Source organism: Psychrobacter sp. ASPA161_9, assembly GCF_051970275.1.
Classification (GTDB): domain Bacteria; phylum Pseudomonadota; class Gammaproteobacteria; order Pseudomonadales; family Moraxellaceae; genus Psychrobacter.
In genome coordinates this window covers 79,214-93,501 of the sequence record NZ_JBEFNI010000002.1, presented here as the reverse complement: position 1 = coordinate 93,501, position 14,288 = coordinate 79,214, and the positions used below count along the sequence as shown (strand labels likewise).

Here is a 14,288-nt window from a genome sequence, read left to right as displayed (position 1 = left end):
TATAAGCACCGAATATCGTCGCTCCAACCTAACCACTTATTGATAATAAGGTACGACTGTGTCCGCCTCTACTACTGCCAATCCTGCTACAGATACGAAGCCGCTGCCCAATCAGCTAAAAAATTCCTCATTAGAACCGCAGCACCCTATACGTCCACAGCCGAATCGTCTTAAGCTGACCTACGATATCGTGATGCTAATTGCTATCAGTATTGATTTGCTATTTATTAGTATAGACGCAATTTTGATGAGTAACTTTAGTAGCAATGTGGCAGGATGGTTAGCAATCAGTGATGGTCTTAGCTGGTATCAGACCAGTCTGCATGATCCGTTGCGTACTGTGGGTGGATTTTTTACCATATTTTTGATTATTGAACTGCTTTTGCGCTGGGCAATTGCTATCAAACAAAAGGTTTATTATCGCTGGTTTTTCTTTCCGTTTGTACATTGGTATGAGGTGCTTGGTTGTTTTCCACAACTGCGGGCATTACGTTTGTTTCGGGCAGTAGTCATCGGTCGACGTTTGCATCAACTTGGCTATCAAGTATTACCGCAGCCTTGGATTAACCGCATTAAGTTTTATATTGATCTCATATTAGAAGAGCTATCTGACCGCGTCATCTTAACAACTATTTATAACTTTCGGCAGCAGCTTACTGATTCTGAAGTACATACATCGCTGATTAAATCGACTCTAGATCGTAATCGTGAGCAGATTGAAGCCATGTTGTTATCATTATTACGTCAAGAGCTCGTGCCACAGCTCCAAAAGCTTGCAGGTCAATCAGATGGCGGCAAGCTTATAGCGAACGAAGTTGGCAACGCCATTCAAGATGGACTTGCCAATACTCCTGAGCTACGTCGTTACCTACGTCTGATTCCAATTGCAGGTAGCTTAATTGAGTCACAATTACAACATATTGGGCATAACATCGGCGAAAATGTCGTGTACTCTCTCAACGAGCGACTACTAGATGCTGAGCGCATCGATGCATTGATGGTAACCATTGCTCATAGCATTGCAAGTATTGACGTCAACAATTCGGCTCTTGAAGCATTACTTGCCAGTATTATCAATGATAGTTTGAACGAATTTGAAGCGCAAATAAAAATACAGCAGTGGAAACATCAGGACATGCTTAACTTTTAGGGCGTATAAAGCGCATAGAAGGTGCATGCTACTCTTAACAGACGTTTGGCTATATTTTATGTCAGCTCTTATGTCAATTTTTATGTCCTTAGGGGCTTGTTAAGCACTAGCATCCCTTAGTACACTGCTCATTGATAATGAATATTTTGACGATCTACCCATAATAATAACTGCGCCGTGATCGCAGCGACATTAGTATCTTTTAAGGATTTGCATTATGACGATTTCGGATACAGGCCAGCAAGACATGACATCCCAACCTGCGATAACCTTTTATGGAAAGATGCTGACGTTCTCACGCTTGCAACTGAGTACCGACGACCTAACGGCTATTGAAGCTCATCTGGCGGGTATGCTAAGCAATAAGACCAGTCACATCCCCGTCCTTATCGACAGTAGCATTGAGCAAGATTTAACCGCTCTAATCGAGCTTCTATGGTCATGGGGGCTACAGCCTATCGGTGTAGTAACTGGCCTACTTGATAAGCAAGCACGTGCGCAAAGAATGGCAATATTTCCAGCAGATGGCAAGCGTATAGAGCGCATTGTATCTAGTAAAAAATCCGTTACTCAGTTAAGTCAAACCACCTCTGAAGCAGCAGAAGCTCAAGCTGAAAAGAACAATAGCACTGACGATACTGCAGCGCAGACGGACACTAGTATCATAGATGTACCTGCAGAAACTCTATTAAGTAGTGACCATATTACCAGTATGATTTATGACCAGTTGCTACGTTCAGGACAAACCATTAATCATGTTGGTGGTGATTTAATATTGACCAATAGTGTCAATAGTGGGGCTGAAGCCATTACCGATAACAGCCTTCATGTTTATGGCCGTGCACAAGGTCGCCTAGTCGCAGGGGCAACTGGAGACAAAGATGCTCGTATATTTTGTCAGGTATTCAATCCATCATTAGTATCTGTGGCTGGCACTTATTGTCTGCGTGATAATTTACCTGAGAATACTATCGACAAGCCGGTACAAGTACGCTTTGTAGAAGGTGAAGGGCTGGTATTTACTGTGATGGAGAATATCTAACGAGTGATTGTCTACTATGATAGTGTTGATGCGACTAATATAAATAATAGTGTTGATTACTGCTCTAAATATTAGAAAAAAACTGTTGAATATAATACGTTAATATTCGGGAAAGGTAATTTAACAAAACTATCCTACTATAAATCTGTGAGTCAGCCACTATCTACAAGATTAGTAAATAATTATATAAAATAGTATTTATCTGAATAGATTTTTAGCGTTTCTTCTGGACGTACTATAAATTTTTGTTGATTTATGCTAGGCTTACGCTCGCAGATAGTAGTCGTATTACAGTTGGTTATTTTATTTACAAGCAGTTACTTATAAAGGCTTAGTCATATCTTACCTTGTGCTGCGAGCACTAATATTAAGTATTATATGTACGTTTATTAAACGATTTTTATCTATCGAATATCCCATTTAATTATAGGAGTGTGCCATTGTGGCGAAGATTGTTGTAATCACTTCAGGTAAAGGCGGCGTAGGCAAAACTACGACTAGTGCCTCTTTTGCCGCTGGTTTAGCGTTACGTGGCTATAAAACGGTTGTTATCGATTTTGATGTGGGCTTACGTAATCTAGACTTGATTATGGGCTGTGAAAACCGCATCGTATATGACTTCGTTGACGTAATTAACGGTAACGCTCGTCTATCGCAAGCGTTAGTCAAAGACAAACAGCTAGAGAATTTGTATATTTTACCTGCTAGTCAGACCCGTGATAAAGATGCGTTGACAGACGAAGGCGTGGCTGAAGTTATGTCTGAGCTATCTAAGCAGTTTGACTATATCATTTGTGACTCTCCGGCTGGTATTGAGCGTGGTGCACAGCTAGCGATGTATCATGCTGATGAAGCTATCATTGTTACTAACCCTGAAATTTCATCAGTACGTGACTCTGATCGTATCATTGGTATATTACAAAGCCGTACCAAAAAGGTAGAAGATAACCAAGGTTCTATACGTGAGCACCTAATTATTACTCGCTATAATGCTGAGCGTGCAGCAGCTAATGAGATGATGGATATTGATACCATCTCTAACGATATTTTAAAAGTGCCATTACTTGGTGTTATCCCTGAAAGCCACTCAGTGCTTGAGGCATCGAACCACGGTGAACCGGTAATTCATTATACTGATTCGGTCGCTGGTCAATGCTATGACGATATCGTTGCCCGTTTCTTAGGGGAAGAACGTCCGCTACGTCATATTGACGTGAAGAAGAAGAGTCTATTACAGCGCTGGTTTGGGGGTTAATAATGAGTAAGAAAAAAGGATTTTGGAGTAGTCTGTTTGGTACTGACGATCAAAGTAACGCCGGTAGTGCCAATATGGCCACCGAACGTCTTAAAGTCATTGTTGCTAGTGAAAATCGACTAAATAATCGACTGACTGCTGATCGTATCGAAAAGATGAAGCGTGAGATATTAGAAGTGGTTAACAAGTATGTTAACGGCGTACAAATTGACGACGTTAATATTAATCATCGCTCTGAGGATACTCTTGATGTTCTCGAGATGAATATTAGTTTACCCGAACACAAGAAGTAAATTGGACAGATCAATATAAGCTGTAGCCCCTCATGCAATGCAGACTTAAACGAGAAGCCCTCAGTAACATACTGGGGGCTTTTTGTTTAAAAGTAATTGGCGATTTCAATATAAGTCACTATTTCATACGTGAAATCAGATTGTCCTTTTTCACAAACTGATGGTATAGAGCAGCGCCAATATGGATTAGAGTAAACGCGATAATCATAGGCCAGATGATCTCGGTATGTAAATCATTATAGAAGCGTGCGGCACTACGATCTGGCGTAACAAATACTGGGATTTCAAACAGCCCGAAAATATCGACAGGTCGACCACCATAAACAGACATCATTAAGCCTACAAAAGGCATCGCAATTAACAGTCCATAGAGTACAAAGTGTGACACCTGTGACATCAACAACTGCCATTTTGGCATTGGTACCGGTGGCGGTGCTTTAGTAAATATACGGTTGATAACTCGTGCAATCATCCAAAAAAGCAAGCTAACCCCAAGGGCCTTGTGCAGTCCGATATATAGACTGCTATCAAAATTCCTATATAGCAACATCATTATCCATGTCACTAGCAACAAAATCGCACTAATCCAATGAAACAAGCGGCTACTGACTGACCACTTTTGCACATTCGAATTGATATTACTCATAGATTATTCCATACAGGACACTACTGCCCTATTAAAATCACTTTAAGAAATAGCTCAAACAATACCTTTAAAACGTACTTTTAACAACCATTCTCGTAAAGCATGTTAACGTTTCCAATAAAATGATGACATTATCTGCAATGCTTGAATAGGTGGTTAAGCACATCGGTTGTATAGGAAATCTCAATTAACCATCCAAATTGGTTAGTTGATGAGCAATTTTGTCCAAATCTGGTATCAAGTAAGCCACATCATTGATAGTAACTGTTTGGAACATATAAGATGTAATGATATTTTCTTTAAATGGCGTGTCTATTGTTTTTCCCTCTCCTATACTATCAGCAACACTACTATTATCCTTACTATTGCTCATAGCAATCTGTGCGTAATGCTCAGGTAAATTAGCATCTTTAACATCTGAGATACTGACTTTCATCTGACGTAAATCACCTGCTGTCTGTAGAGCAAAACGATGAACAGTGGTATTACCCTCTAGTACGATAGTTTTATCAATAGGCTTATCATGCGATAACAAATGAAATACTGCCATTTCTTGCTGTTCCCATGGATACGCCCATACAAGCTCATTATAGTCATCAATACTTAAAATTAAACTACTTGGGATAATCCAGTCTGGCTGGTTTTCAGCAGGAATGATAGTTACCTCAAGCATTCCATTATCAGTTGTTAATAGACTAACAGCTTCAAATGAATGTTTTATAATTGGGTTCATACGTCGCTCACAGTAAATGAAGGTGAAGTAATAGTCGCTGTCATCTCACCAATATAATCGGTAAGTTTTTGAGCTAATAGTTCAGGACTACCTATGAATTGGCAATGACCTGAGTCGATAATGGCTTGCGGCTGGCTAGGACAAGTACTTGTGCTTGGATTCTGTGCCCATAGCTGACTGTTGTTATCTTGAATTAAATCCAAGTACTGTGTGCCGTCATTGCCCATGCCAGAAAATATAATGCTCACAAGATCACTACCGTAAACGTCACTAGTGTTTTGGAGCAGCTGACCAATAGCAGGCTTATACTCTCCTGCCCATGTTTGCTCTGTCAATATGACTCGACCATCTGAGTCACATACAATCTGCCGATCAACTGGTGCAATTAAACAGTGTCCTGTCCGCAGACGCTGAGTAGTCGTAATTACTTGGCAACGCCAATCGTTATGACGACTTAATATCCTAGGCAAAGTCTCTATCATTTTATGATTAAAATGATGAGCTAGCAAAATGCAGATGGGTAGCGAAGGTGGTAGGTTATCTAAAAACGTCTTAACCGCATTAGGGCCGCCCATAGAAGCTCCTAAGAACACTACATAACGCCAAGGCGGAGGATTGGTGTCAATCACCGGACTATCTAACAACGACGGCTTGTTAAGTAGTTTGGCTAATTTACGCTTCAGCTTGCGCTGCCATTTTGCATAATGTTGCATCTCGTTTAGGTAGGGTGCTGGGCTAAACCCTACCAGTACCGCACTGGATTTGGATGCAGTAATAACGCTGGCTATATTGTTATCATAGTCGCTATCAATCAACCAAATATCAACCTGAGCACTGTATAGTTTGGGCTTATCTTGTAACTGTTGCCGCGATAAACAATCAATTAAAGTAAAGCCCAAGCTGCGGACAGTATCGTTGAAAGCCAAACGCTGATGTTGACTCTCCGCAATCACCAATACTTTAATATCTAGATCTTCTTTATCACTGAGGATAGATGAATGGGTCTTATCCATCATGACTCAAGCTTATCTTTTGACCAAGTAATAGCTGCATTCTGTCTAATAGTTCAGTTTCTTGGAATGGCTTACCCATGTAATCATTTACGCCAATCTCTAATGCCCGTTCGCGATGTTTTTCACCCGTACGCGAGGTGATCATGATAATCGGTATATCTCGCAGACGCTTATCAAACCTTACTTGCGTTGCAACTTCGAAACCATCCATCCGCGGCATCTCGATATCTAATAAGATGAGATCAGGTATAGTCTCCTGTAAGATATCGATGGCATCAACCCCATCTTTAGCAACAGCGACGTTGATACCTTGACGTTCGAGTAAGCGCGACGTGACTTTGCGCACAGTTACTGAGTCATCAACCACGAGTACTGTGATTTGTGACTCTATTCCACCACGTTCAGGTTTCGATGCTTGAGTCGCATTTTGCGCTGGAGCGTTACGCATCAGTGCAATAAGGTCTAAGATTAGCATAACTGACCCATCACCCATGATGGTAGCCGCCGAGATACCTGCCAAATGCGATAATTGGCGACCAAGTGGTTTTACCACAACCTCAATACGAGACCCTGCAATTTGATCAACTTGCAGAGCCAGTTTCTGACCAGCACGGTTCTTAATAACAATAAGCGGCAAGCTGGTGTTGGTACTGATCATTAATTCATTAAGCTTACTGCCAGATAAGATTTCGTTTAAATAACGAACCCGATAATCCTCATCTTCAATATGTAAAGTGGCAGTACCAGATTCATAATAATCATAAAGCTTTTCTGGATTAACACGTATGACGCGCTCGATTTGTACTAGAGGTATTGCATAATAGCGATCTGCTGCACGTACTACCAAGGCATCAGAGACAGCAACTGTCAATGGTAAACGTATGGTAAAGCGCGATCCTTTACCTGCTTCAGACGTTACCGAGACCATACCACCCAACTGACGAATCTCGCTAATAACCACATCCATTCCTACCCCACGTCCTGAGATCTGAGTGACTTGCTGGGTAGTTGTAAGACCGGCGTTGAAAATATATTGAATGATGTCTAGGTCGGTCAGACTATTATCATTTGGATCAATCAAACCCTGAGCGATCGCTTTATCTTTTACTGCGTCAACATTGATGCCGCGACCATCGTCAGTGAGATTAATGACAACTTCACTACCCTCTCGTAATACCTCTAAAGTAATATGACCGCTACGATCTTTACCTGCTGTTAGACGAGTTTGAGTATTTTCAATACCATGATCGACCGCATTACGTAGCATATGCTCTAGAGGTGAGGTAATACGCTCTAGAATGGTTCTATCCATTTCGTCATCAGCATTGATAATCGTTAGCTCTACCGACTTATTAAGTTCGTTAGCAGTCTGGCGCACGATACGCTCAAGACGTGGTGTCACCCGTGTAAATGGCACCATACGCGAGTTCATTAACCCGTCTTGTAATTCAGTCTGGGTACGTGATAATTGTAGCAATAGACCTTCGCTATCACGCGTCTTCTCTAATAAAGTGTTATTAATTTCGATTAAGTCAGATGCTGACTCTGTCAGCGATTTGGACAACTGATTTAACGATGAATATTGATCCATTTCTAGCGGGTCAAAGTCTTCATTATTAATCAACTCATCATCATCAATCTGCGATAAGATTTGTGCTTCAAGCTCAATCTCCATCCGACGTAACTGATCGGCTAAGCGCTGGACAGTAGTTCCCATCTCCTCAATACTGTTAGTTAAACTACTCATACCCATATCAATACGAGCACGGTTAATCGCTGATTCACCTGATAGGTTAATCATATGTTCGATCAAGCCGCCTGAAATACGAATCATCTCGTTATTGCTGGTGCTTTGCTCTTGCTCTGCAAAACTACCTGCCATAGATGGCATCTCATGCAGATTTTCGACTACATGCCCTGACTGTTGCAGCATTTTTGCAGCCAAAATCATACTGCGCTGAGCTTGCAACGATACACTAGGAATATGCTTTAAATCATCAGGATTCTTACTAAACTGCTGTAGGGACAAAATCAATGCTGCAGGTGTCGATGGGTTAACCTGTTGCTTGAGGATAAAAACGGCATCAGCCAGCCAGTCATGACAATCTGTCAGCAACTGTGAAATCATTTTGGTCGCTGGTCTTCGAAGAATAGCCAGCTCTTCGTATACTGTCTCCATCTCATGCGCTAGATCAGCAATACCATTCGCCGCCACCATACGTGCGCCGCCTTTAATGGTATGTAAATCTCGCTGTAATGCTTGCAGTGCAGCCACGTCACTGACGTTACTTAGAAATAGCTGTAAATATTTATTACTACTGGCAACAATTTCGTCCGCTTCTTCTAAAAACACTTCTAAAATATCAGGATCAGGCAAACCTTCTGTCCATGAGTTTGCAATAATACTATCAAGACTAGGAATATCAGAAGCTTGTTCGACATCTTTTTGACTGCTTTCTATCTTATCTAAATGATCATTTTCATGGTTCTGAAGTGCTGGCAAGACTAGAGTAATCGCTGTCGGTAGCTGTTCACTACGCTCAAACTGTTGCAGCTGTTTAATGAGCTCATCAGCGTGAAATGCCTCTTGATAGCGCACGACGTAATCAATCTGCAAGGACAAGGTATCTTGTACCATTTGCATAATAGTCAGCCATTGGGCAGTTGGGTGTAACCGTTGTTCGACAAAAGCTTCATAAATGCTTTCTGCTTCGTGTGTTAGGTCACCGATACTACGAATACCTGCCATCCGCGCGCCACCTTTGATAGTATGCAGGTGGCGTTGTAATACTTTTAAGGCTGCGGTATTGGCACTATCAGCGCGCCACTTACTAAAAGACTGCGCGATGGCGCTATCTAGCTCTTGCGCTTCTTCTAGGAATATTTCTAGTAGCTCAACATCGGTATCGATTGCTTCAAGCTGTAACGTATCTGCTTGTATGCTTTGTACAGTCGCCGTTGGCTCATCGCTATCTTCAAGAACTATCTCGTTGGGAGCAACCACATCATTTAAAGCATTAGAATGTTCTTCAACGTCTATTGTATCAATTGCATATAAATCGCTGAGTATTTGCTGATCAACTTTTAATGACATGCTACCTGCCAACGCATCAAACAAGCCTACTAGCTGGCGATGACCTGCACACAATGCTGTCTGCACTTTTTTATCGTGAGTCGCTTCAAGATTACCATCAAGATAGCTGTACACTGAACTTAAAGCTGCTAGTAATGAGGTGAATTTGGGAGAGTCTCCAGTCTTACTTGCTAGCTGTTTAATTTGCTTGAGTTGCTGCTGAACGTAATCCTGAACCTGCTCAATATTTCCATTATTTAACGCCTCACCTAGCTCCCACTCAGCATTTAAAAGTGCATCAACGTCTGTCTCTAACAGCTGCGAAATACTCAGTTTATTGTTTGTTAGTGTGCGTGTCACATCAGACTCGCTTAACATAGCTTGCAAAGAAGCTAAATCTTCTTTATTGCGCGGACTCTCATCAGACAGATTTTTCTGCAAACTTTGCTGATAAGCATTCAGATACCCTTCGATTAATGTTACTGATTGACCCAATGCTTGCAAGTGCTGAGCATTCATTGGCGTATCATGGTTTTGTAGCTGCTCTAAGCTATGTTCTATTGTGGCACTAATATCACTAATAGCAGCAAGCGCACTAGAACCTGAAGCCGCTCTTAAAGTATGGAAAGCGCGTACAATCTCATCAGTGACTTCTATATGCTCAGCATCACTATGAGCTTTGACAAAATTATTGATATCTTGTAATAGTGACTGAGCCTCTTCAACAAATATCTTATTGAAGGCTTGTTCTTCAGCACTCTGCGGCGTTGTAATTACTGGTGCATCTGCCATCATCTCATTAATAGAATGAATGGTCTCTAACATGCCATCATTGTCATCGTTACCCATGTCATCGCTGCTATTACTGGAATCACCGTTGATTACGCAGGCACTAGCTTGGCTATCTGCGTCTAACCATCCTTTACGTAAGCTATCATAGCTAAATTTATCACCATGCTGCTTACTATAAGCATTGGCACATGCTACCCATAACGGCACTATCGTTGGATAATCCTCGTTATGGCTCTCATTATTATTAGCGAACGTCTTAACCAAGTCCGGATAGCTAGCTAGAACATCAGCTATAAGCTGTACAATATCTGCAGACACTGAAATAGTATGGTCTAAAATACGATTAAGCATGTCTTCGATAGACCATGCAAGCTCACCAGTATAGTACGCACCAACCATGCGTCCTGAGCCTTTTAAGGTATGAAAACCTCGATGCACTTCTTTCAACTCAGTTAAGTCAGAAGTTGCATTACGCCATTGCTCGTATATTGGTGTAATCTCAGCTAACACCTCTTCTGCTTCTTCAATAAAGATCTCTTCGATATCCGGATCACTATCTTGAGAGTCGATAGGTAACTGTTGTGCTTGTTGTATAAAAGGCTCAAGGACTGCAGGAATATTTAAATTGGCGACTTGCGTAGAGTTGCTTGCTGCAGTTGCATGAGATTCAGAACTAAAATCAGTTGCCGAATCAATATAGATATTTGCCGTATTTTGCTCACCAGTTGATTCGAGCGGTGCTTCTTTTAAATGAGTCAATGCTGACGAGTCTGGTTCTGTAGATATATCCATACCATAAGATAAAGGCTGTCCTGCTAGTAAATTACTCGTTTGTAAAATAGTAATGGCAGGATCCATACTGGGCTCTTGTAGTGCTGTAAAATCTGTAACTAACACTGATAAGCGTGTGGTAGTCTGGGTTACCAATGTAACCATATCTGTAGTCACTGGTAAGGTTTTGTCTAAGACTCGGTTTAGCAGATTTTCAATTGCCCATGCCATTTCACTCACACTAAAAGCGCCAACCATACGTCCCGATCCTTTCAACGTATGAAAACCTCGGCGCACTTCAGTTAATGGTGATAAATCTTGTACATCTTGTTGCCAGATAGGTAAGAAATCTTCCAAATCAGCCAGTACTTCTCTTGCTTCTTCGATGAAAATGTCGCGAATCTCTTCATCCATCTCAAAGTTATCAGGTTTCACTTGTGTACGGGCAGCTTGCAACTCTTTACTGTCTAAGCTCATTGTATCCGTTACATACGTAGTGTCTATTTGAGCAACAGTATCATCTGTTAGTACACTTTTATTTAGGACGTTATCAGCAGGCACAATTTCACCGCTGTCATCATAGCGGACGACATCAGACGAAATTAGCTCGCTAGGGTTATAAGTCTGCGTGATCGCCTCGGGCGCTGCTATTAAGTCATCCAATAATTTTTGTGCTTGCTCTACGTATTCATTAGCCTGCTGCAATAAAGATCGATCAAATACTTGCTGCGCTAAGTAATCTAACAACAGCTCGATAGCCGTCACACTCTCTGCTAAAGCTTGAGTGAGATTCCAGCCGATACTTTTTATTTTATGAGTTTCTAACTTAGCGAATAGCTCGCCAAGTTTGTCACTAACTTCGCGCATTGAAGAAAGACCCATTTCTTCAAAAGCACTGCCGATCTCAGCAAAAGCGGCTGATGTTGGTAACAGGTAAGTTTGCTGCTGATGCACATAGTCATTGAAATTGTACTTTACGTCTTCGACTGCAATACGCAGCTGGCGCAAATTATCATCAGTAAAGGTGACAGAATGTATAGCATCTGCGCCCATAACCGTACTATCAGAAGAAGTGGTTATCGTTACGAAAGAAGCTGCATCGCCAATTTTAGTATGGATAGACTGTTCAGTATTATAGATGGCACTGTATAACTCTTGAAGTTGACGTTCAATCTGCGACTGTATCTCTGCAAATACTGACGCTGACATCATATTATCTTTGATATCACTCAAAACTTGATTCACTTGTGACTCGTATCGAGACCAGCCTCGGCACTCAAGTTGTCTTTGGAGTTGCTGTAATGGAATAATAACTGTCTGTGGATTATCAAGCCTAGAAATTATGGACTCAAGCTCAGCCAATATGCGCGGTAAAAAACGTAATGTAGACTCAGTAGATTGTGATAAATGACTTAAGGTGCTATGTGTTTGCTTATCAATATGTTCAAGGCCACTGATTTGTATATAAATATCAGCTATTAAGCCTTCGATAACATCATTACTGGTATCTTTATTAGCATTTATATTAGCTGTCATCAGGATAGCTTCCTGATAACGTCCATCCAATACCTCATCTAACTGTGATAATAGCTGTGCATAAGTTGCAGGTAGTGGTAATGAGTTATCCGCAAGGTTGCTTAACCAAAGCTCCGCCAAAAACCACAAACGCTGCTGAGCCTCGGCATTGTTTGTATGCTTTAGGCTGGCAGCTTGCCACAAGTAATGACTGACTTTTTTCAAACTTAGTAAGATAGCTGAATCATTGTTATTGAAAGTTAATAATTGTTGAACTTGCTGACGCCATGCCAATAACAATTGCTTGTATTGCTCAGATAACAAAGGAGATAAGAAAGAAGCACTTGATGTTGAAACCTTAGGAATAGCCACGTTGATGGTTTGAGGATGAGCGCTGTGTTTATTAGTAGCCGATGTGCTTTTCAAAGTCACGCTATCTTCTGCTGGCACATGTGTTTGCGGCAACATCTGAGTAAGTTTATCAACAGTTCTATCAATAAGAGCACTTCTATAGCTACCTGTCTGAACGTATTGAGCCAGCTCATATCGCAATAGCTGGTGAGCAAACTGCCCTATTCGATGCTGTTGAACATTTAATAGCGTGCCACTACTTATACTAGATACGAATAGGTTAAGTCTTGCCGATAAAGTAGCCAGCTGAGGAAGATTAGCCATCGTCAATTCGCCGCTAAGCTCGTGATAATGCTGTCCTATACGTTCAAAGTCAGGATAAGTATCTAACTGCCAGTCCTCAGACACTTCTGATAACTGCTGATCAAAAAGTGGGAGAAGCCATTCTAGCGTCACCATTTCATTTGGCTGATTTTTCATAGGATTATCCTAACTCGTTTATGCACTGATTTTTTGCCACGCATTAACCTGTGAATGGGCAATGCGGCGCATATTTGAAGGTCGCCAAAACAGCGCCTCTCCTGGAGCCAATACGATATGGCCACCTAGCGCACACTGTGCAGACAATCGCGTCAAAATATCACGCTGATCAAACTGTCGAAAATATATCAACACGTTTTGACACAAAATGACTTGCTGCAGATGTGAGGTTGCTAGGCTTGGGGTGAAAATATTGTGCCAGACAAAGCTGACTTGTTCATGCAATTCTGGCATCACTCGCCAATATGCTGAGGTTTTGCTAGTTAGCAATTTATCAAGGATTAATTTAGGCGATACAGGTAATGCTTGGTCTGTTAGGGACGCTTGGCTTTGGCGTATAGCCTGCGTACCATCTTGGGCAGTTATTGCTAGCGGTTGCATAAAATGCTGATACGCTGACGGAATGAGCTGCTGTTGCCGCTGGTCATATTGACCTTTACGTGCTTTGTTTAATGCTTTCTGACTGACATCTGATCCTAATATTTTATGGTTTGATATGTTTTTAGCAGCTAAGCTCATAGCTAACGACCATACTTCTTGTCCTGTAGCACAGCCGACACTCCATATACGAAATGGCTCAGCACTACTACTATCGACACTATTGTTAGAATGACCTTGAATAATGCTCTGTAGTGGCTGAATACAGTACTGATGTGCCAACGCTGTCACAAACGCTATTGAAGGTTCATGACGAAAAAATCGACTTTCAGGAATAAGTACCGTATCAATCAACTGCTGTTTTAATCTTTTGTCTATCTGTACAGCATCCCAAAGCTGTGCTAATGACAACATATTCTCTGCTGCCGTATGCTCAACTGCATTCAGCAACCATTGAGACTGCTCTTTCGGTAATACAAAACCAATCGCTTGTTCGATATAGCGCTGCCATTGACGTACTGCAACTGGCTTATCTTTTAAGCGAAAAACAGTCGGCTCTCTATCCTTTGAATCGCTGCTTTGAAAATTATTGAGCTCTAAACTATTAACTTTACGTTTTATGAATATATTTTTCATCATGGTTGGCACAGTCTTTTGCTTGATGTTTTACAGATCAGCATAGTTTATTAAGCCATCAATATAATACAGTGCTAAAGAGCAGTGCCAGCGTTAGATG

9 protein-coding genes are annotated in these 14,288 nt (G+C 41.3%); 4 read left to right on the top strand and 5 right to left on the bottom strand.

Going from position 1 to position 14,288, the window contains the following annotated elements; translation table 11 throughout:
* The first annotated feature begins 58 nt into the window (after positions 1-58).
* From ACTQ9S_RS03425 to minE, 4 genes are all read left to right on the top strand, one after another.
* Positions 59-1,150, top strand: a complete 1,092-nt coding sequence (locus ACTQ9S_RS03425) for a hypothetical protein (protein ID WP_227514067.1) — start codon at positions 59-61, stop codon at positions 1,148-1,150.
* Positions 1,151-1,367: 217 nt separating this feature from the next.
* Positions 1,368-2,192, top strand: a complete 825-nt coding sequence (minC, locus tag ACTQ9S_RS03420; protein ID WP_350656038.1) for a septum site-determining protein MinC — start codon at positions 1,368-1,370, stop codon at positions 2,190-2,192.
* Between the two features lie 442 nt (positions 2,193-2,634).
* The gene (gene minD / locus ACTQ9S_RS03415) at positions 2,635-3,447 is read left to right on the top strand and encodes a septum site-determining protein MinD (protein WP_068037737.1); all 813 of its coding nucleotides are present in this window, start codon (positions 2,635-2,637) and stop codon (positions 3,445-3,447) included.
* A gap of 2 nt (positions 3,448-3,449) precedes the next feature.
* Positions 3,450-3,740 (top strand): cell division topological specificity factor MinE, encoded by a 291-nt coding sequence (gene minE / locus ACTQ9S_RS03410; RefSeq protein WP_068037739.1) that lies wholly within the window; start codon positions 3,450-3,452, stop codon positions 3,738-3,740.
* A 118-nt stretch (positions 3,741-3,858) separates the two neighbouring features.
* On the opposite strand, the gene ACTQ9S_RS03405 is transcribed toward minE, so the two are convergent.
* The 5 genes from ACTQ9S_RS03405 to ACTQ9S_RS03385 all read right to left on the bottom strand — a co-directional run bounded on the left by ACTQ9S_RS03405 (position 3,859) and on the right by ACTQ9S_RS03385 (position 14,191).
* Complete coding sequence (locus ACTQ9S_RS03405) at positions 3,859-4,386, bottom strand: cytochrome b (RefSeq protein ID WP_068037742.1); 528 nt, start codon at positions 4,384-4,386, stop codon at positions 3,859-3,861.
* Positions 4,387-4,573: 187 nt separating this feature from the next.
* The gene (locus ACTQ9S_RS03400) at positions 4,574-5,119 is read right to left on the bottom strand and encodes a hypothetical protein (protein ID WP_351119003.1); all 546 of its coding nucleotides are present in this window, start codon (positions 5,117-5,119) and stop codon (positions 4,574-4,576) included.
* Positions 5,116-6,135, bottom strand: a complete 1,020-nt coding sequence (locus tag ACTQ9S_RS03395; protein WP_440453764.1) for a chemotaxis protein CheB — start codon at positions 6,133-6,135, stop codon at positions 5,116-5,118. Before ACTQ9S_RS03395 ends, ACTQ9S_RS03400 begins: the two co-directional genes overlap by 4 nt.
* Positions 6,125-13,114: an Hpt domain-containing protein gene (locus ACTQ9S_RS03390; protein WP_440453762.1), complete on the bottom strand. Its 6,990-nt coding sequence runs from the start codon at positions 13,112-13,114 to the stop codon at positions 6,125-6,127. Before ACTQ9S_RS03390 ends, ACTQ9S_RS03395 begins: the two co-directional genes overlap by 11 nt.
* Positions 13,115-13,132: 18 nt before the next feature.
* Complete coding sequence (locus ACTQ9S_RS03385; protein WP_440453760.1) at positions 13,133-14,191, bottom strand: CheR family methyltransferase; 1,059 nt, start codon at positions 14,189-14,191, stop codon at positions 13,133-13,135.
* Positions 14,192-14,288: the final 97 nt, after the last annotated feature.